Origin of the sequence: Carnobacterium sp. TMP28, from assembly GCF_047553015.1 — a bacterium.
Lineage (GTDB): Bacteria > Bacillota > Bacilli > Lactobacillales > Carnobacteriaceae > Carnobacterium_A.
This window is the reverse complement of the sequence record NZ_CP180212.1, coordinates 2,180,745-2,198,841: the sequence shown is the minus strand read 5'-3', so window position 1 is coordinate 2,198,841 and position 18,097 is coordinate 2,180,745. Positions and strand designations below refer to the sequence as shown.

Genomic DNA, 18,097 nt, shown 5'->3' with positions numbered 1-18,097 from the left:
TTTTTTCTTGACATAAATGATTCTTTCGATGAAGATGAATCTACTAATTCTAAAAAGAAAGGGTTTTCAAAAGACGTTTATATAATGAGAATGTACAAAATTTTACGAGGTAGGAAACTAGAAGAGCGGAATTCTTTTTTATCCTTTTATAAAATAAAGAACAAAACAATTTTTGATGAAATATAAAAAAAGATTGGGGGGTCCTACAAGTGGCTCATAAAGAAAAATCAGGTTATTTAAATTTTAGTAACTATCCGCAAAAACCACACGGAGGAAAGCTAGTTGATCGAGTTCTCGTAGGAGAAGAAAGACAAGAGGCACTGAAAAGAGCCGAATCACTTCCAAGAATTATGATTGATTTAGAAGCTGTCATCACGGTAGAAATGATTGCTATTGGTGTTTTGTCTCCAAACGAAGGATTCATGAACGAGAAAGATTATAAATCAGTCTTAACGAAAGGCAGATTAGAAAATGGAACAATTTGGCCTGTACCATTGAGTTTCGCACCGAAAGGAAAACAAAATGAAGAGATGATTCGTTCATTAAAAGAAAATACTGAAGTAGCTTTAATAGATGAGCAGAATACAGTTATTGCGTTACTTTTGGTACAAGATATTTTTGACTACGACAAAGAATTTCGTGCATTCCACCTATTTGGTACGACAGACCGTGATCATCCTGGTGTAGATGCTGTTCATCGTCGGATGGGCGATGTTGCTCTTGGAGGGCCAATTCAGTTAGTCAATCGTGCTAATTGGGGACCGTTCGAAGATATTCGTATGGAACCAAAAGACACATGGTATACATTTTACGAAGAGAAGAATTTTCGTTCTGTCGCTGGCTTTATTACGGGAGCGAATCCGTTGCATCGTGGACATGAGTATATTCATAAAAATGCGTTAGAAGAAGTAGATGGACTGTTGATTCAGCCACTTGTCGAAATGGCAAAGAGAGAATATACACGTCATGAGTACCGTGTGATGTCTTATAAAAGTGTTTTAGAAACCTATTATCCCAAAGAACGTGCAATTCTATCTCCTCTTCGCGTAACCTATATTTTTGCAGGGCCTCGCGAAACAGTGTTGCATGCCTTAATCATGAAAAACTATGGGTGCACACATGCCTTAATCGGACGCGATCATGCAGGAATTGGCGATTACTATGATAAGTACGCTAGTCATTCAATTTTCGATCAGTATTCGCCTGAAGAGATGGGAATTGATATTCGCCTTTACCACGAAGTATTTTATTGTACACGTTGTGATAATCCAGCCACAAGTCAAACCTGTCCGCATGATGAAAATTACCGGATTAATATTTCTGGAACAGGTATTCGCGAACTTTTACGCCATGGAATCATGCCACCAAAAGAAATTATTCGCCCTGAATCTGCCCGAATCGCTATCCAAGGTGTTCAACCAAAAGGATTAGATGAAACTTACGAAGCGATGGCTCCAGTGGGAAAAACACTAAGTAAGGTATTTCCCTACTATACCGAGCGTTTTGGAATCGGTGGAGCAAAGCGTTATAAAAAAATCGCTATCGAGGATTTAACGAATTCAGACTTGTTACTTGCGAACATGAATGCGCGTGATCATGCAAGCAGTGTCTATCAAGGTGTATTTGATGAATATAGCCATGCTGCTGATACAAATAGAAAGATGCAATTTCCGTGGATAGAAGAAGCACATTTAAATATGAAACGCCAACAAGAAATTCTAATTCAAGATTTAAAAAAGAAAGCAGAACTAGCTTCAGATGTAGCTTCTGATGAATTTATGTATCAGGATAAAGAAGAAACACAGCGAGAATTGGATGCAGCTTATCAAATTCTAAATGATCTTCCATCAGCTCTAACTAAAAAAGATATTGACTACCGGACGTGGAATACTCTGCCATATGCTCGGTATCATGGAGACGAGGAATTAGAGGGGCCAAAAGAAACTAAAGAGGAAGAGGAGTCAGTATTAAAAAAAAAATAGACTTAGTGTAATTAACCTATCTAAAAAAAGAAGCGAGATTCTTATTTTCGCTTCTTTTTTTTAATAGGATAAGTATTTGCGGATTTAGATAGTTAAAAGACTACTGAATTAAAAATTTAAAAAAGTACAATCTCGTGGAAATGACGTAGTCGTAACATAGTTAGATGTATCATATAAATAATTATAAAATCGAGTATAAAATAGCTTGAAATTTTTCTCCATAGAGTGCAACAATAAAAGAGGCTAAAAAGATAGCAGGTGCAAACGGGAAATGTGTTTTTATTGAAAAGTTTTTGAGAGTAAAAAGAGCCAAACCGACTACTAAACTAATTAGGCAAGCAATAAATAAGATGAATAAAGTTAATTCGTAACCAAAAAATAGGCCTAAGATACCAAAAAGTTTCACATCTCCACCTCCTAATCCTTCGTCAGTAAGACAATAAAAAATGTAGAAAAGTAAAAAAATACTGAAACTACTAATCAAATAGTAAGCTAAGGATAAAGGATGAAACCATAATCTAAAAAACAATGTAAACAAAAAAAATAAAAGCATTAAAGAATCAGGTAGTAAAAAATAAAAGCTATCGCTGATACAAAAAATAATACCGAAAGAAAGTAAGAAAAGAAGCGAAAAACATTCTATAGGCTGATTGGAAAATTGATAGAAAATTAAGACGAAGAGTAACCCAGTTAACGCTTCAGTTAGAGGATACAAAAAAGAAAAGGAGATATGGCAGTGACGGCAGTGGCCTTTTAAAAGAAAGTAAGAAAAAATAGGAATAAGGTCAAAAGGGTTGAGAACGTGATAACACTTAGAACAAGACGAACGCGGATAGATAATAGATTGACCGATTGGAATTCTCAATCCAATAACTATAAAAAAAGATCCAAAACAAGTTCCAATTAGCCAAATAAAAAAAAGCAAGAGTAGATTTTCCATTTTTTTACCTCAATTTCTTATCAAAATAGCTTGTCAGCTAAAATGTACGTTAAAGCATTTAAAAAGATTTTTTTAAAAAAAAGAAAAAATGATAAGATTTGTTGACAAAGGAAAAATGACGTGGTATGATTCACAAGGTGCTTTTGTATACAGATTCCTATCTATCGGTCGTTCTGACTGGTACAATGGCCAAACGTTCCACAAACAAAGCTGGTTGCGATTTGCAGCACTATTTTTTTGCTGAAAAAAGAACCGCCTGGATGTGTGGACTAGAAAAGATAAATACAGGGAAGGAGGAAATTACCAATGCCTACTATTAATCAATTAGTTCGTAGCCCTCGTAAATCTAAAGTCGGAAAATCAGAATCTCCTGCTTTGAATAAGGGATACAACAGTAAAAGAAAGAAACAAACAATCGTAAACTCACCTCAAAAACGTGGTGTGTGTACTCGTGTAGGAACTATGACTCCTAAAAAACCTAACTCAGCGTTACGTAAATATGCACGTGTTCGTTTGTCTAACTTAATTGAAGTAACAGCATATATTCCAGGAGAAGGACACAACTTGCAAGAACATAGTGTTGTACTTATCCGTGGAGGACGTGTTAAAGATTTACCGGGAGTTCGTTACCATATCGTTCGTGGTGCTTTAGATACATCTGGTGTTACAGATCGTAAACAAAGTCGTTCTAAATACGGTACTAAAAAACCTAAGAACTAATCTTTTTCTTAAATTAACTATGCAATCTAAAAAAACTAAAATTATTTTTGAAAGGAGGAATTTGGATGCCTCGTAAAGGTCCTATTACTAAACGTGATGTTTTACCAGATCCGATTTATAATTCTAAATTAGCTACTCGTTTAATCAACCGTTTGATGGTTGATGGAAAACGTGGAAAAGCTGCTACAATTCTTTATAACGCTCTTGAAGTGGTTAAAGAACAAACTGGCAACGATCCTATTGAAGTATTTGAACAAGCAATGAAAAATATCATGCCTGTTATCGAAGTTAAAGCTCGTCGTGTTGGGGGTTCTAACTACCAAGTACCAGTTGAAGTTCGTCCAGACCGTCGTACTGCATTAGCACTACGTTGGTTAGTAAACTATTCACGTCTGCGTGGAGAAGATACTATGGAACAACGCTTAGCTAAAGAAATTATGGATGCAGCAAACAATTCAGGTGCTGCTGTTAAGAAACGTGAAGAAACACATAAAGTAGCAGAAGCTAACAAAGCTTTCGCTCATTACCGCTGGTAAAATTTTCCAACAAAAGGCTTGGTTTTTGTTTTTTGAAGACCATGCCTTTATTGGAAAAAATGTGTTTTTTTTAATACAATAAAAAATCTAAAAGAAAAAGGGGTGTTAGTGCAAAATGGCAAAAAGAGAGTTTACTCTAGAAAATACCCGTAATATTGGAATCATGGCCCATATCGATGCTGGTAAAACAACAACGACTGAGCGTGTTCTTTATTATACTGGCCGTATCCATAAGATTGGTGAAACCCATGAAGGGGCTTCACAAATGGACTGGATGGCACAAGAACAAGAACGTGGTATTACAATCACTTCTGCGGCTACAACTGCAGCTTGGGATGGTCACCGTGTAAACATTATCGATACTCCAGGTCACGTTGACTTCACTGTTGAAGTTGAACGTTCTCTTCGTGTATTAGATGGTGCTGTTGCCCTATTGGATGCTCAATCTGGTGTTGAACCTCAAACTGAAACAGTTTGGCGTCAAGCAACAACTTATGGTGTACCTCGTATCGTTTTCATTAATAAAATGGATAAAACCGGAGCTGACTTCTTATATTCTGTAGGAACGATTCATGACCGTTTACAAGCTAACGCTCATCCGATTCAATTGCCAATTGGTGCTGAAGATAACTTCACAGGGATCATTGACTTAGTGAAAATGAAAGCTGAAATCTATGAAGATGATTTAGGGATTAATATTCGTGAGGAAGAAATTCCTGCTGAATACCTAGAATTAGCTGAAGAATGGCGTTTGAAATTAGTTGAAGCTGTTGCTGAAACTGACGAAGACTTGATGGAAAGATACCTTGATGGGGAAGAAATTTCTCAAGAAGAATTGAAAAAAGCTATTCGTATTGCAACGATAAAAGTTGAATTTTATCCAGTACTTTGCGGATCAGCATTCAAAAACAAAGGTGTTCAATTAATGCTTGATGCAGTTATTGATTACCTACCATCACCACTTGATGTTGAAGCTATTGAAGGTGTACTTGTTGGAGATGAAGAGCGTGTTTTACGTCATGCAGATGACAGCGAGCCTTTCTCAGCTCTTGCGTTTAAAGTTATGACAGATCCATTCGTTGGACGTTTGACTTTCTTCCGTGTATACTCAGGTACTTTACAAGCTGGTTCATATGTTCAAAACTCATCTAAAGGTAAACGTGAACGTGTAGGCCGTATCTTACAGATGCATGCTAACTCACGTAGCGAAATTCCTGAAGTGTTTGCTGGCGATATCGCTGCAGCTGTTGGATTGAAAAATACAACAACTGGAGATACTTTATGTGATGAAAAAGATCAAGTTATCTTAGAATCAATGGAGTTCCCAGAACCCGTTATTCAAGTAGCTATCGAACCTAGATCTAAAGCTGATCAAGACAAAATGGGTGTTGCGTTACAAAAACTTGCTGAAGAAGATCCAACTTTCCGCGCTGAAACTGACCATGAAACTGGTGAAACAATTATTGCTGGTATGGGTGAGTTACACTTGGATATCATTGTAGACCGTATGAGACGTGAATTTAACGTTGATGCTACTGTTGGTGCTCCACAAGTTTCTTATCGTGAGACATTCCGTGGTTCTACTAAAGCTGAAGGTAAATTCGTTCGTCAATCCGGTGGTAAAGGTCAATACGGTCACGTATGGATTGAATTCTCACCAAATGACGAAGGAAAAGGTTTCGAGTTTGAAGATGCAATCGTTGGTGGTGTGGTTCCTCGTGAATACATCCCAGCAGTTAAAGCAGGATTAGAAGCTTCATTAGATAACGGTGTTCTTGCTGGCTATCCATTAGTGGATATTAAAGCAAAACTTTATGATGGTTCATACCATGACGTCGACTCAAATGAGACAGCATTTAAAGTTGCTGCATCAATGGCACTTAAAAATGCTTCTAAAAAAGCAAGCCCAGTAATTCTAGAACCAATGATGGCTGTTGAAATTACAGTTCCTGAAGAATATTTAGGAGATGTAATGGGACATATTTCTGCACGTCGTGGACGTATCGAAGGTTCTGAAGTACGTGGAAACACAACTATCGTTAAAGGAACAATTCCTTTGGCTGAGATGTTTGGTTATGCTACTTCTTTACGTTCTTCAACACAAGGTCGCGGAACTTTCTCTATGACATTTGATCATTACGAAGATGTTCCTAAATCTATTTCTGAAGAAATTATCAAGAAAAATGGTGGAGAAGCGTAAGCTTCTTTGCTAGTTGTTAAGTATTGCTTTTATTAGGAATACTAGGTATACTTTTTACGACTGATGAGATAAATTCAATTTTATTCATCAAAAAATCAAAACTCAATTCGAGGAGGAAATTACTAAAATGGCAAAAGAAAAATATGATCGCTCAAAACCACACGTTAACGTTGGAACTATCGGACACGTTGACCATGGTAAAACAACTTTAACAGCTGCTATTACAACTGTATTAGCTAAAAAAGGATTCAAAAGTACTGCTACAGATTACGCTTCTATCGATGGTGCTCCAGAAGAGCGCGAACGTGGAATCACAATTTCAACGTCTCACGTTGAATATGAAACTGCAGACCGTCACTACGCTCACGTAGACTGCCCAGGCCATGCTGACTATGTTAAAAACATGATCACTGGTGCTGCACAAATGGATGGAGCTATCTTAGTAGTATCTGCTGCTGATGGCCCTATGCCTCAAACACGTGAACATATCCTATTGTCTCGCCAAGTTGGTGTTCCATATATCGTTGTTTTCTTAAACAAAGTAGATATGGTTGATGATGAAGAATTACTAGAATTAGTTGAAATGGAAGTTCGTGACTTATTATCAGATTACGATTTCCCAGGAGACGACACTCCAGTTATTTCTGGTTCAGCTCTTAAAGCATTAGAAGGCGTTGCAGAATACGAAGATAAAATTATGGACTTGATGGCAGCTGTAGATTCTTACATCCCAACACCTGTTCGTGATACTGACAAACCATTCATGATGCCAGTTGAGGACGTATTCTCAATTACTGGACGTGGAACAGTTGCTACAGGTCGTGTAGAAACTGGACAAATCAAAGTCGGTGAAGAAATTGAAATCATCGGAATCCACGAAGCAACTACTAAATCAACTGTAACTGGAGTTGAAATGTTCCGTAAATTGTTAGATTTTGCTCAAGCAGGAGATAACATTGGTGCATTATTACGTGGAGTTGCACGTGAAGATATCCAACGTGGACAAGTATTAGCTAAACCAGGCTCAATTACTCCACATACAAAATTTACAGGTGAAGTTTATATCTTATCTAAAGAAGAGGGTGGACGTCACACTCCATTCTTCGCAAACTACCGCCCACAATTTTATTTCCGTACAACTGACGTAACTGGTGTTGTTGAGTTACCAGAAGGTACTGAAATGGTTATGCCAGGAGACAACGTTACGATTTCTGTTGAATTGATTGCACCTATCGCTATTGATCCAGGAACTAAATTCACTATTCGTGAAGGTGGACGTACTGTTGGAGCCGGCGTTGTAGCAACAATCGAAAAATAATTCATTATTTTATAGCATGAAAGGACTTTGTCAATAGACAAAGCGTGATCAGACTAAAAAAGACCGCATCGAAACCGATGCGGTCTTTTTATCTTTATTTTTAACTAGATAAATGAGCTATACATAGAGATGAAGTAATTTATATTATTTTTTTGCAAACATGATATACTAAAAATCATCAGAAGATGAGGAGAATATAAAATGAAAAAATCTATAGAATTAGACTGGGTTAACTTAGGATTTAATTATATAAAAACAGATTATCGCTACATTTCATATTGGGAAGAGGGAGAATGGGATAAAGGGAGTTTGACTGAAGATAATACCGTGCATATAAGCGAAGGTTCAACAGCATTACACTATGGACAAACAGTTTTCGAAGGAATGAAAGCTTATCGAGCAAAAGATGGCAGTATCAATTTGTTTCGTCCAGAAGAAAATGCGAAACGGATGCAGCGTAGTTGTAGAAGACTATTGATGCCTGTTATTCCGACAGATATTTTTATCGAAGCAATAAAAAAAGTCGTAAAAGCAAATGAAGAATACATTCCACCTTATGGTACAGGCGGTTCATTATATCTTAGACCCTATATGATTGGTATTGGAGATAATATTGGTGTCAAACCGGCCGAAAGTTATTTGTTTTCAATCTTTTGTATGCCAGTAGGTGCTTATTTCAAAGAAGGATTAGTCCCAACAAATTTTTTGGTTTCAGAGTATGATCGTGCTGCCGGAAATGGTACGGGAGCAGCTAAAGTTGGTGGGAATTATGGTGGAAGCTTGCTTCCTGGTAGTTTGGCGCGTGAAAGAAATTTTAGTGACGCTATTTATCTAGATCCAATTACCCATACTAAAATAGAAGAAGTAGGTGCAGCTAATTTTTTTGGTATTACAAAAGACAACCAATTTATCACACCACTGTCTCCTTCAATTTTACCAAGTATCACTAAATATTCTCTATTGTATCTAGCTGAGAACCGGTTAGGTTTAGAAGTAAAAGAAGAAGATGTCTTCGTTAATCAATTAAGTCGTTTCACAGAAGCAGGAGCTTGCGGAACCGCAGCAGTGATTACGCCTATCGGTGGGATACAATATAAAGATGACTTTCATACGTTTTATAGCGAAACAGAAACTGGCCCAATTATAAAGAGATTGTACAATGAATTAACCGGTATTCAATACGGGGATGTTGAAGCGCCAGAAGGTTGGATTATAAAAATCTAAAAGATATCGTTTTCGATAAAAATATAAAAAAATAAGATCGTTTAAGTAGACAAATAAGGGAATATGAGTTAGGATAAGAGACGTTGGCAAAATCTTATCGTAGCTTTTTATACTAGAGAGACAACTTCTACTATAGTAAGAAATGTTATAGATAATTAAGATGTTTTAGTAGAACATCAAAAAATAGTAAAATAAATAAAAAAAGTCTTGAAAAATAAAGATACATCTTGTATAATTGGACAGGTGCAGATTTCATCAAAGAAATCGTACTGGGTATTTCGAAAGAAAACCAACGGCTATGAAACGAGAGGTTGCGACACACCCGGCCGCTTTGCCACGGCGAGTGTATCGGAAAATTTTCGTGGAGCAAAGTCTAATTTCTAAGACTAGGCGAAGGAGGGAAAATGATGGCAAAACAAAAAATTCGTATCCGTCTAAAAGCGTATGAACATCGCATTTTAGATCAATCAGCGGAGAAGATTGTAGAAACAGCAAAAAGAACTGGTGCTAGCGTGTCTGGTCCAATTCCATTACCGACAGAAAGAAGCCTTTATACTGTGATTCGTGCGACTCATAAATATAAAGATTCTCGTGAGCAATTTGAAATGCTTACACACAAACGTGTGATTGATATTATCAATCCAACACCTAAAACTGTTGACGCGTTAACAAAACTTGATCTACCGTCAGGCGTAGATATCGAAATCAAACTTTAATAAAAACTAAAAAAATGGAGGTGTACTCATGACCAAAGGAATCTTAGGCAAAAAAGTAGGAATGACACAAGTGTTTACTGAATCAGGCGAATTAATCCCTGTAACAGTTATCGAAGCAACACCAAACGTTGTTTTACAAGTTAAAACAATGGAAAATGATGGATACGAAGCTGTTCAATTGGGTTACCAAGACAAACGCGAAGTATTATCAAACAAACCTGCAAAAGGACATGTAGCAAAAGCAAATACTGCTCCTAAGCGCTTCATTCGTGAATTTGACGATGTTGAGCTTAGTGAATACGAAGTGGGTAAAGAAATTCGTGTTGATAGTTTCAAAGCTGGAGACATCGTTAACGTTACGGGGACAACAAAAGGTAAAGGATTCCAAGGCGTTATCAAACGTCACGGACATAGTCGTGGACCAATGTCTCACGGATCCCGTCACCACCGTCGTCCTGGTTCATTGGGTGACGCTAACGCAGCGCGCGTATTTAAACAAACATTATTACCTGGACGTATGGGCGGAAACCGTATAACAATTCAAAACCTTGAAGTTGTACGCGTAGACGTAGAAAAAAATGTTATCCTTATTAAAGGTAATGTACCAGGAGCTAAAAAATCCTTAATCCAAATTAAATCTGCTTTTGAAAAAGTAGCTAAATAATTAACTAAGAGAGGAGGAACAAGGAATGCCAAAATTAGCATTATACAAACAAGATGGTACTCAAAATGGTGAAGTTACTTTAAACGACGCTATCTTCGGTATCGAACCAAACGAAAATGTTGTATTTGATGCAATCATCATGCAACGTGCTTCATTAAGACAAGGAAATCATGCAGTGAAAAACCGTAGCGCAGTCTCCGGTGGTGGACGTAAACCATGGCGTCAAAAAGGAACTGGTCGTGCCCGTGCAGGGTCAACTAGATCTCCTATCTGGCGTGGTGGTGGAATTGTCTTCGGACCAACTCCACGTTCATACAGCTACAAACTTCCTAAAAAAGTTCGTCGTTTAGCAATTAAATCTGTTCTTTCTACTAAAGTAATTGAACAAGATTTGATCATTGTTGACGCATTGAACTTTGATGCACCAAAAACTAAAGAGTTTGCACAAGTGTTAAAAAATCTAAACGTTGATACAAAAGTATTAGTAGTTGTTGAAGACGGTAATGATTTTACAATGTTATCAGCACGTAATCTTCCAGGTGTTACAGTAGTAGCAACTGACAACATTAGTGTATTGGATGTTGTATCTCATAACAAAATGATTTTGACACAAACTGCTCTTACTAAGGTAGAGGAGGTTCTTCAATAATGGATGCACAAGACGTAATCAAGCGCCCGGTTATCACTGAAGCTTCAATGGTAGCTCAAGAGGACAAAAAATTTACTTTTGAAGTAGATGTTCGCGCTAGTAAAACAGAAGTAAAAAAAGCAATTGAAGAGATTTTTGACGTTAAAGTTAGAAAAGTAAATATTATGAACGTACGCGGAAAGTTAAAGCGTCAAGGTAAATTTGCTGGCTATACGAAAAAACGTCGTAAAGCAATTGTATCATTAACAGCTGATTCTAAAGAAATCCAATTTTTTGAAGCGTAATTAAAGCTTCGAAATAATATTCAGGAGGGAAAACACGTGGCGATTAGAAAGTATAAACCTACTACAAACGGTCGTCGTAATATGACTGGTTCAGATTTCGCTGAAATTACTTCAACAACACCTGAAAAGACTTTGTTGGAGCCAAAGAAGAGAAATGCTGGTCGTAACAACGATGGTAAAATTACTGTCCGTCACCGCGGTGGTGGCCATAAACGCAATTACCGTGTGATTGACTTTAAACGTAACAAAGACAATGTCATGGGAATTGTTAAAACAATCGAATACGATCCAAACCGTTCTGCAAACATTGCATTAGTGCAATACACAGATGGAATTAAAACGTATATCATTGCACCAAAAGGAATAGAAGTTGGACAACACCTATATTCTGGAGAAGAAGCAGATATCAAGATTGGTAATGCATTGCCTTTAGCAAACATTCCTGTCGGTACTGTTATTCACAACATTGAGTTAAAACCTGGAAAAGGTGGACAATTAGTACGTTCAGCTGGAACTAACGCACAAGTGTTAGGTAAAGAAGGCAAGTACGTATTGGTTCGTTTAAACTCAGGCGAAGTTCGTATGATCTTGTCAACTTGTCGCGCAACAATTGGTTCAGTTGGTAATGAGCAACACGAATTAATTAATATTGGTAAAGCTGGTCGTTCACGTTGGTTAGGCAAACGCTCAACTGTTCGTGGATCAGTAATGAACCCGAATGATCACCCACACGGTGGTGGTGAAGGTAAAGCTCCAATCGGACATGCCGGTCCATTAACTCCATGGGGCAAGCCTGCTCTTGGATTGAAAACTCGTAATAAAAAAGCTCAATCAGATAAATTTATTGTTCGTAGACGCAAGAAAAAATAATTTGAGTAAATCAGCTTAAAGCTGATTTACTACTAGCGGAAAGGAGGTCCAAACATGGGTCGTAGTCTTAAAAAAGGACCTTTTGTAGATGATCACTTGATGAAAAAAATGGACGCATTAGCTAAAAGCGAAAAGAAATCAGTTGTTAAAACTTGGTCTCGTCGTTCAACAATTTTCCCAAGTTTCGTAGGATACACAATTGCTGTCTATGATGGACGCAAGCATGTTCCTGTTTATGTACAAGAAGACATGGTCGGACACAAATTAGGCGAATTCGCACCAACAAGAACATACCGCGGTCACGCTGCGGATGATAAAAGAACTAGACGTTAATATCGAGGGGAGGTATACTCATGCAAGAACAAATTACAGAAGCTAAAGCTACAGCAAAAACTGTTCGTATTGCACCTCGTAAAGTTCGTCTAGTTGTCGATCTTATTAGAGGAAAAAGTGTTGGAGAAGCTATTTCAATTTTGAAATTCACTCCACGCGGGGCATCACCAGTAGTTGAAAAAGTGCTAATGTCAGCTATAGCGAATGCAGAACACAACTACGATTTAGACGTAGAAAACTTGGTAGTTAGCGAAGCTTACGTTAACGAAGGCGCAACGATGAAACGTTTCCGTCCTCGTGCAAAAGGTTCAGCAGCACCAATCTTAAAACGCACAAGCCATATTACAGTAGTGGTATCAGAGAAAAAGGAGGGATAATCTGTGGGTCAAAAAATTAATCCAACGGGCTTACGTGTAGGCATCATCCGTGATTGGGATGCTAAATGGTATGCAGAAAAAGAATATGCTAACTATTTACATGAAGATCTACGTATCCGTGAATACATTGCTAAAAAACTTAGTGACGCTTCAATTTCTCAAATTGAAATCGAACGTGCTGCTAATCGTGTAAATGTTTCACTTCATACTGCTAAACCGGGCATGGTTATCGGTAAAGGTGGTTCAGAAGTTGATTCTCTACGCAAAAAATTAAACGAGCTTACAGGCAAACGTGTCCACATCAACATCGTGGAAATTAAAAACCCTGACTTAGATGCTAAATTAGTTGCAGAAGGTATTACTACTCAACTAGAGAGCCGTGTTGCTTTCCGTCGTGCTCAAAAACAAGCCATCCAACGCACAATGCGTTCTGGCGCTAAAGGAATCAAAACAATGGTTTCAGGTCGTTTAAATGGTGCAGATATCGCTCGTAGCGAAACTCACTCTGAAGGATCAGTTCCATTACACACACTGCGTGCCGATATCGACTACGCATGGGAAGAAGCAGATACTACTTATGGTAAATTAGGCGTTAAAGTCTGGATTTACCGTGGAGAAATTCTTCCAACAAAAAAGAACGCTGAGAAAGGAGGGAAATAATCATGTTAGTACCTAAACGCGTAAAATTCCGTCGTGAATTTAGAGGTAAAATGCGTGGCGAAGCTAAGGGTGGAAAAGAAGTTTCTTTTGGAGAATACGGCTTACAAGCTGTTGATTCACAATGGATTACTAACCGCCAGATCGAAGCAGCACGTATAGCAATGACACGTTATATGAAACGTGGTGGGAAAGTATGGATTAAAATTTTCCCTCATAAATCATACACGTCTAAAGCAATCGGAGTACGTATGGGTTCCGGTAAAGGAGCTCCTGAAGGATGGGTAGCACCAGTTAAACGTGGAAAAATCATGTTTGAAGTTGGCGGCGTATCTGAAGAAGTAGCTCGTGAAGCATTACGTTTAGCTTCTCACAAATTACCCGTAAAAACGAAAATTGTAAAACGTACAGAAATTGGTGGTGAATCGAATGAAGGCTAATGAACTTAAAGAGTTATCCACTGCTGAAATGGTTGAAAAAGAGAAAGAATATAAATCTGAACTGTTCAACTTACGATTCCAATTAGCAACAGGTCAATTAGAAAATACTTCTCGTTTAAGTGAAGTTCGCAAATCGATTGCACGCATTAAAACTGCGTTACGTCAAGCTGAGTTACAAAAATAGTTGACTAGCAAAGGAGGTTACCAAGCAATGAATGAAGAACGTAATCAACGTAAAGTTTATCAGGGCCGTGTTCTTTCAGATAAGATGGATAAGACAATTGTTGTCGTAACAGAAACTCAAAAAAGACATAGTAAATATGGTAAACGTGTTAAATACTCTAAAAAATATAAAGCACATGATGAAAACAACGTAGCCAAAATTGGCGATATCGTAAAAATCATGGAAACTCGTCCATTATCTGCTACTAAACATTTCCGTTTATTAGAAGTTGTACAAGAATCAGTTATTATCTAATTGACTTTAAAGATAAGAAGTCAGTTTTTAAATCCGAAAGGAGGATACTATTGTGATCCAATCAGAATCCCGTTTAAAAGTTGCAGATAATTCAGGAGCACGTGAAGTGCTAGCTATTAAAGTACTTGGCGGTTCAGGCCGTAAAGTAGCTAATATTGGTGACGTAATCGTTTGTAGCGTGAAGAATGCTACACCAGGCGGCGTTGTCAAAAAAGGTGAAGTTGTTAAAGCTGTTATTGTTCGTACCAAAACTGGCGCTCGTCGTGCAGATGGTTCTTACATCAAATTTGACGAAAATGCTTGCGTAATCATTCGTGACGATAAAAGTCCGCGTGGAACACGTATCTTTGGACCTGTTGCACGTGAACTACGTGAGAACAATTTCATGAAAATCATTTCGTTAGCACCAGAAGTTTTATAATATTCAACCATCCACTATAAGGAGGTGCAAGAAAACATGTACATCAAATCAGGCGATAAAGTTAAAGTAATTACTGGTAAAGATAAAGGAAAAGAAGGCATTATTTTAAAAGCTTTCCCTAAAAAAGATCAAGTAATTGTTGAATCAATTAACATGGTGAAAAAACACCAAAAACCTAGTCAATTGAACCCACAAGGCGGCATTATTGAAATGGAAGCTCCAGTTCACGTTTCAAACGTTATGCTAATTGACGCTTCAACAGGCGAGCCAACACGCGTTGGTTATAAAGTTGAAGATGGTAAAAAAGTACGTATTTCTAAAAAAACTGGTGAAGTTTTAGATAAATAAACTATAAGGAAGGAGGGACAATCCGAATGAACCGCCTTAAAGAAAAATATACGAATGAAATTACACCATCTATGATGGAAAAATTTGATTACAAATCAATTATGGAAACTCCAAAAGTTGATAAAATTATTATTAACATGGGTGTCGGTGATGCCGTATCAAACGCTAAAAACCTAGACAAAGCTGTTGAAGAATTAACTGCTATTTCTGGACAAAAACCAATGATTACTAAAGCTAAAAAATCAATCGCTGCTTTCCGTTTACGTGAAGGTATGCCGATCGGTACTAAAGTTACTTTACGTGGAGAAAGAATGTATGATTTCTTAGACAAATTAGTTACTGTTTCTCTTCCTCGTGTACGTGACTTCCATGGCGTAAGCAAAAAAGCTTTCGACGGACGTGGGAACTACACTTTAGGAGTTAAAGAACAATTAATCTTCTTAGAAGTTGACTACGACAAAGTAGACAAAGTCCGCGGAATGGATATTGTTATTGTAACAACTGCTAAAACAGATGAAGAATCACGCGAACTTTTAACACAACTTGGAATGCCATTCCAAAAATAAAAAAAGGAGGCGAACTACGTGGCTAAAAAATCAATGATTGCTAAGAACAAACGTCCTGCAAAACACTCAACTCAAGAGTACACTCGTTGCGAACGTTGTGGACGTCCACACTCAGTTTATCGTAAATTTAGACTTTGCCGTATTTGCTTCCGCGAACTTGCCTATAAAGGACAAATTCCCGGCGTGAAGAAAGCAAGCTGGTAAGACGATACTTGCATAAAGGAGGCTAAAAACAAATGGTCATGACAGATCCAATCGCAGATTTTCTAACTCGCATTCGTAATGCCAATATGGCACGTCACGAATCATTAGAATTGCCTGCTTCAAAAATTAAAAAAGATATTGCTGAAATTTTAAAACGTGAAGGTTTTATCAAAAATGTTGAGTACATGGAAGATGACAAACAAGGTGTTATCCGCGTTTTCTTAAAATACGGAAAAAACAACGAACGTGTTATCACTGGATTGAAACGTATTTCAAAACCTGGTTTGCGTGTTTACGCTAAATCTGGTGAAGTGCCTAAAGTTCTTAATGGACTAGGTATTGCAATCGTATCAACTTCTGAAGGTGTATTCACAGATAAAGAAGCTAGATCTAAAAATGTCGGCGGAGAAATCTTAGCTTACATTTGGTAATATAGATAAATAAACAAGGAGGTGCACAGCTGTGAGCCGTATCGGTAATAAAGTAATCACTGTCCCTGAAAACGTAACTGTTACTCGTAATGAGAATGAAGTTACTGTTAAAGGACCAAAAGGTGAGTTGACACGCTCTTTCAGCCCTGTTATTACAATGACTGTAGATGGTAACGATATTTCTTTTTCACGTCCAAACGACTTGAAAGAAAATCGTGCAATGCACGGAACAATGCGTGCTAACCTAAACAACATGATTGTTGGAGTAACTGTAGGTTTTGAAAAAGCTTTAGAATTAATTGGTGTAGGGTACCGTGCACAATTACAAGGCAATAAACTTGTAATGAACGTTGGTTACTCTCATCCTGTAGAATTCGATATTGAAGAAGGACTGACAGTTGAAGTCCCTGCGAATACTAAAGTTATCATTAAAGGATCAAATAAAGAACGCGTTGGCGAATTAGCTGCGAATATTCGTGCTATCCGTCCACCAGAACCTTATAAAGGCAAAGGAATTCGTTATGTTGGCGAAGTCGTACGTCGTAAAGAAGGTAAAACAGGTAAGTAATTTTCATTACTTAGCTGCTTAAAACTAACAAAAAAGAAAAAGAGGTGACAATTGTGATTAATAAACCAGACAAAAACAAAGTACGTTTGAAGAGACATTCACGTGTACGTTCAAAAATTTCTGGTACTGCAGAGTGCCCACGTTTAAACGTTTTTCGTTCTAATAAAAATATCTACGCTCAATTAATTGATGACGTAGCGGGTGTAACGCTAGCAAGTGCATCTTCATTCGACAACAAAGATATTTCAGGCGAAACTAAAGTGAACCAAGCAACAGTTGTTGGGGAAACAATAGCTAAATCAGCCGTTGAAAAAGGAATTAAAAAAGTAGTCTTTGACCGTGGTGGATACCTTTACCATGGCCGTGTGCAAGCTTTAGCTGAAGCTGCTCGCGAAAATGGACTAGAATTTTAAAAAAAGGAGGAATACCACACATGGTTTACATCGATCCAACACAATTGGACTTAGAAGATCGCGTTGTTTCTATCAACCGCGTAACTAAAGTTGTAAAAGGTGGACGTCGTCTACGCTTTGCTGCATTAGTTGTTGTAGGAGATAAAAACGGACACGTAGGTTTCGGTACTGGTAAAGCTCAAGAAGTTCCAGAAGCTATCCGTAAAGCAATTGAAGACGCTAAAAAGAATCTTATTCAAGTGCCTATGGTAGACACTACGATTCCTCATCAAGTTATCGGACGCTACAGTGGCGGTAACATTTTAATGAAACCTGCTAAAGAAGGTTCTGGAGTATCTGCTGGCGGACCTGTCCGTGCAATCTTAGAACTTGCTGGAGTATCAGACATTACAAGTAAATCTTTAGGCTCAAGCACACCAATTAATATGGTTCGTGCAACAGTTGACGGTTTAATGCAATTAAAACGCGTTGAAGAAGTTGCAAGACTTCGCAATAAATCTGTAGAAGAAATTCTAGGATAAAAGGAGGACAATAAGAAATGGCTAATTTAGAAATCACTTTAAAACGTAGCGTTATCGGACGTCCTCAAAACCAACGTGATACAGTAAAAGCTTTAGGTTTGAGAAAAACTAATAGTTCTGTAGTAAAGCCTGCCAATGAAGCTATTCTAGGTATGGTAAAAACAATTTCACATTTAGTTGACGTTAAAGAAGTCTAAAAAAAGAACGAAATCTTTTATTGAAGGAGGTGCCCAATCT

27 protein-coding genes are annotated in these 18,097 nt (G+C 37.6%); 26 read left to right on the top strand and 1 reads right to left on the bottom strand.

The genetic code is table 11. The annotated features are described in order from the left end of the window. Positions 1–209: 209 nt before the first annotated feature. Complete coding sequence (locus tag ACMHYH_RS10520) at positions 210–1,982, top strand: sulfate adenylyltransferase (RefSeq protein ID WP_414839339.1); 1,773 nt, start codon at positions 210–212, stop codon at positions 1,980–1,982. Between the two features lie 181 nt (positions 1,983–2,163). Here ACMHYH_RS10520 and ACMHYH_RS10515 read toward each other — a convergent pair whose 3' ends face one another. Beyond that, positions 2,164–2,922 (bottom strand): prepilin peptidase, encoded by a 759-nt coding sequence (locus tag ACMHYH_RS10515; protein WP_414839338.1) that lies wholly within the window; start codon positions 2,920–2,922, stop codon positions 2,164–2,166. A 306-nt stretch (positions 2,923–3,228) separates the two neighbouring features. On the opposite strand from ACMHYH_RS10515, the gene rpsL reads away from it, so the two are divergent. From rpsL to rpmD, 25 genes are all read left to right on the top strand, one after another. Next, the gene (rpsL, locus tag ACMHYH_RS10510; protein ID WP_414839337.1) at positions 3,229–3,642 is read left to right on the top strand and encodes a 30S ribosomal protein S12; all 414 of its coding nucleotides are present in this window, start codon (positions 3,229–3,231) and stop codon (positions 3,640–3,642) included. Between the two features lie 65 nt (positions 3,643–3,707). Next, positions 3,708–4,178, top strand: coding sequence for a 30S ribosomal protein S7 (rpsG, locus tag ACMHYH_RS10505; protein ID WP_085558995.1), 471 nt, complete (start codon positions 3,708–3,710; stop codon positions 4,176–4,178). Positions 4,179–4,293: 115 nt separating this feature from the next. Then, positions 4,294–6,378, top strand: coding sequence for an elongation factor G (fusA, locus tag ACMHYH_RS10500; protein ID WP_414839336.1), 2,085 nt, complete (start codon positions 4,294–4,296; stop codon positions 6,376–6,378). A gap of 127 nt (positions 6,379–6,505) precedes the next feature. Continuing rightward, the gene (tuf, locus tag ACMHYH_RS10495) at positions 6,506–7,696 is read left to right on the top strand and encodes an elongation factor Tu (RefSeq protein WP_414839335.1); all 1,191 of its coding nucleotides are present in this window, start codon (positions 6,506–6,508) and stop codon (positions 7,694–7,696) included. Between the two features lie 201 nt (positions 7,697–7,897). Beyond that, entirely contained in the window at positions 7,898–8,920 is a 1,023-nt protein-coding gene (locus ACMHYH_RS10490) for a branched-chain amino acid aminotransferase (RefSeq protein WP_414839334.1), read from the top strand. Positions 8,921–9,327: 407 nt separating this feature from the next. Continuing rightward, positions 9,328–9,636: a 30S ribosomal protein S10 gene (gene rpsJ, locus ACMHYH_RS10485; RefSeq protein ID WP_034551705.1), complete on the top strand. Its 309-nt coding sequence runs from the start codon at positions 9,328–9,330 to the stop codon at positions 9,634–9,636. Between the two features lie 28 nt (positions 9,637–9,664). Further along, entirely contained in the window at positions 9,665–10,300 is a 636-nt protein-coding gene (rplC, locus tag ACMHYH_RS10480; protein ID WP_414839333.1) for a 50S ribosomal protein L3, read from the top strand. 25 nt (positions 10,301–10,325) lie between these two features. Then, positions 10,326–10,949 (top strand): 50S ribosomal protein L4, encoded by a 624-nt coding sequence (gene rplD / locus ACMHYH_RS10475; protein ID WP_414839332.1) that lies wholly within the window; start codon positions 10,326–10,328, stop codon positions 10,947–10,949. Further along, positions 10,949–11,233: a 50S ribosomal protein L23 gene (gene rplW, locus ACMHYH_RS10470; RefSeq protein WP_414839331.1), complete on the top strand. Its 285-nt coding sequence runs from the start codon at positions 10,949–10,951 to the stop codon at positions 11,231–11,233. Before rplD ends, rplW begins: the two co-directional genes overlap by 1 nt. Before the next feature lie 36 nt (positions 11,234–11,269). After that, the gene (gene rplB / locus ACMHYH_RS10465) at positions 11,270–12,103 is read left to right on the top strand and encodes a 50S ribosomal protein L2 (protein WP_414839330.1); all 834 of its coding nucleotides are present in this window, start codon (positions 11,270–11,272) and stop codon (positions 12,101–12,103) included. 54 nt (positions 12,104–12,157) lie between these two features. Then, entirely contained in the window at positions 12,158–12,436 is a 279-nt protein-coding gene (gene rpsS / locus ACMHYH_RS10460; protein WP_085559004.1) for a 30S ribosomal protein S19, read from the top strand. A gap of 20 nt (positions 12,437–12,456) precedes the next feature. Continuing rightward, a complete protein-coding gene (gene rplV, locus ACMHYH_RS10455) occupies positions 12,457–12,813 on the top strand; it encodes a 50S ribosomal protein L22 (RefSeq protein ID WP_414839329.1) in 357 nt (118 codons plus the stop codon). A 3-nt stretch (positions 12,814–12,816) separates the two neighbouring features. Further along, positions 12,817–13,473 carry a 30S ribosomal protein S3 gene (gene rpsC / locus ACMHYH_RS10450; RefSeq protein WP_414839328.1) on the top strand — a complete coding sequence of 219 codons (657 nt, stop codon included), beginning with the start codon at positions 12,817–12,819 and terminating at the stop codon, positions 13,471–13,473. A gap of 2 nt (positions 13,474–13,475) precedes the next feature. Then, on the top strand, positions 13,476–13,910 hold the full coding sequence (rplP, locus tag ACMHYH_RS10445; protein ID WP_414839327.1) for a 50S ribosomal protein L16: 435 nt from the start codon (positions 13,476–13,478) through the stop codon (positions 13,908–13,910). Next, on the top strand, positions 13,900–14,094 hold the full coding sequence (gene rpmC, locus ACMHYH_RS10440; protein WP_034551718.1) for a 50S ribosomal protein L29: 195 nt from the start codon (positions 13,900–13,902) through the stop codon (positions 14,092–14,094). The genes rplP and rpmC overlap by 11 nt, the downstream gene beginning before the upstream one ends. A 27-nt stretch (positions 14,095–14,121) precedes the next feature. Then, positions 14,122–14,388, top strand: a complete 267-nt coding sequence (rpsQ, locus tag ACMHYH_RS10435; RefSeq protein ID WP_085559008.1) for a 30S ribosomal protein S17 — start codon at positions 14,122–14,124, stop codon at positions 14,386–14,388. 52 nt (positions 14,389–14,440) lie between these two features. Beyond that, positions 14,441–14,809 carry a 50S ribosomal protein L14 gene (gene rplN / locus ACMHYH_RS10430; protein WP_085559009.1) on the top strand — a complete coding sequence of 123 codons (369 nt, stop codon included), beginning with the start codon at positions 14,441–14,443 and terminating at the stop codon, positions 14,807–14,809. 36 nt (positions 14,810–14,845) lie between these two features. Beyond that, positions 14,846–15,157: a 50S ribosomal protein L24 gene (gene rplX, locus ACMHYH_RS10425; RefSeq protein WP_085559010.1), complete on the top strand. Its 312-nt coding sequence runs from the start codon at positions 14,846–14,848 to the stop codon at positions 15,155–15,157. 26 nt (positions 15,158–15,183) lie between these two features. Beyond that, positions 15,184–15,723 (top strand): 50S ribosomal protein L5, encoded by a 540-nt coding sequence (rplE, locus tag ACMHYH_RS10420; protein ID WP_085559011.1) that lies wholly within the window; start codon positions 15,184–15,186, stop codon positions 15,721–15,723. 18 nt (positions 15,724–15,741) lie between these two features. Then, entirely contained in the window at positions 15,742–15,927 is a 186-nt protein-coding gene (locus ACMHYH_RS10415; protein WP_071130224.1) for a type Z 30S ribosomal protein S14, read from the top strand. A 32-nt stretch (positions 15,928–15,959) separates the two neighbouring features. Then, the gene (gene rpsH / locus ACMHYH_RS10410; protein WP_085559013.1) at positions 15,960–16,358 is read left to right on the top strand and encodes a 30S ribosomal protein S8; all 399 of its coding nucleotides are present in this window, start codon (positions 15,960–15,962) and stop codon (positions 16,356–16,358) included. Between the two features lie 31 nt (positions 16,359–16,389). Beyond that, complete coding sequence (rplF, locus tag ACMHYH_RS10405; RefSeq protein ID WP_414839326.1) at positions 16,390–16,926, top strand: 50S ribosomal protein L6; 537 nt, start codon at positions 16,390–16,392, stop codon at positions 16,924–16,926. A gap of 53 nt (positions 16,927–16,979) precedes the next feature. Next, entirely contained in the window at positions 16,980–17,339 is a 360-nt protein-coding gene (gene rplR, locus ACMHYH_RS10400) for a 50S ribosomal protein L18 (protein WP_085559015.1), read from the top strand. Positions 17,340–17,359: 20 nt separating this feature from the next. Next, positions 17,360–17,860 (top strand): 30S ribosomal protein S5, encoded by a 501-nt coding sequence (gene rpsE / locus ACMHYH_RS10395; RefSeq protein ID WP_085559016.1) that lies wholly within the window; start codon positions 17,360–17,362, stop codon positions 17,858–17,860. Positions 17,861–17,877: 17 nt separating this feature from the next. Next, the gene (gene rpmD, locus ACMHYH_RS10390) at positions 17,878–18,057 is read left to right on the top strand and encodes a 50S ribosomal protein L30 (protein WP_414839325.1); all 180 of its coding nucleotides are present in this window, start codon (positions 17,878–17,880) and stop codon (positions 18,055–18,057) included. The last annotated feature ends 40 nt before the right edge of the window (positions 18,058–18,097 follow it).

Bases quoted from the DNA above. Each gene is read 5' to 3' on its own strand.
- rpsL (WP_414839337.1), top strand. From the start codon at position 3,229: ATGCCTACTATTAATCAATTAGTTCGTAGCCCTCGTAAATCTAAAGTC.
- rpsJ (WP_034551705.1), top strand. From the start codon at position 9,328: ATGGCAAAACAAAAAATTCGTATCCGTCTAAAAGCGTATGAACATCGC.
- tuf (WP_414839335.1), top strand. From the start codon at position 6,506: ATGGCAAAAGAAAAATATGATCGCTCAAAACCACACGTTAACGTTGGA.
- rpmC (WP_034551718.1), top strand. From the start codon at position 13,900: ATGAAGGCTAATGAACTTAAAGAGTTATCCACTGCTGAAATGGTTGAA.
- rplX (WP_085559010.1), top strand. From the start codon at position 14,846: ATGTACATCAAATCAGGCGATAAAGTTAAAGTAATTACTGGTAAAGAT.
- rplD (WP_414839332.1), top strand. From the start codon at position 10,326: ATGCCAAAATTAGCATTATACAAACAAGATGGTACTCAAAATGGTGAA.
- rplV (WP_414839329.1), top strand. From the start codon at position 12,457: ATGCAAGAACAAATTACAGAAGCTAAAGCTACAGCAAAAACTGTTCGT.
- rplE (WP_085559011.1), top strand. From the start codon at position 15,184: ATGAACCGCCTTAAAGAAAAATATACGAATGAAATTACACCATCTATG.
- ACMHYH_RS10490 (WP_414839334.1), top strand. From the start codon at position 7,898: ATGAAAAAATCTATAGAATTAGACTGGGTTAACTTAGGATTTAATTAT.
- rpmD (WP_414839325.1), top strand. From the start codon at position 17,878: ATGGCTAATTTAGAAATCACTTTAAAACGTAGCGTTATCGGACGTCCT.
- rpsG (WP_085558995.1), top strand. From the start codon at position 3,708: ATGCCTCGTAAAGGTCCTATTACTAAACGTGATGTTTTACCAGATCCG.
- ACMHYH_RS10515 (WP_414839338.1), bottom strand. From the start codon at position 2,922: ATGGAAAATCTACTCTTGCTTTTTTTTATTTGGCTAATTGGAACTTGT.
- rpsQ (WP_085559008.1), top strand. From the start codon at position 14,122: ATGAATGAAGAACGTAATCAACGTAAAGTTTATCAGGGCCGTGTTCTT.
- rpsH (WP_085559013.1), top strand. From the start codon at position 15,960: ATGGTCATGACAGATCCAATCGCAGATTTTCTAACTCGCATTCGTAAT.
- fusA (WP_414839336.1), top strand. From the start codon at position 4,294: ATGGCAAAAAGAGAGTTTACTCTAGAAAATACCCGTAATATTGGAATC.
- rplP (WP_414839327.1), top strand. From the start codon at position 13,476: ATGTTAGTACCTAAACGCGTAAAATTCCGTCGTGAATTTAGAGGTAAA.
- rplC (WP_414839333.1), top strand. From the start codon at position 9,665: ATGACCAAAGGAATCTTAGGCAAAAAAGTAGGAATGACACAAGTGTTT.
- rpsS (WP_085559004.1), top strand. From the start codon at position 12,158: ATGGGTCGTAGTCTTAAAAAAGGACCTTTTGTAGATGATCACTTGATG.
- rplW (WP_414839331.1), top strand. From the start codon at position 10,949: ATGGATGCACAAGACGTAATCAAGCGCCCGGTTATCACTGAAGCTTCA.
- rpsE (WP_085559016.1), top strand. From the start codon at position 17,360: ATGGTTTACATCGATCCAACACAATTGGACTTAGAAGATCGCGTTGTT.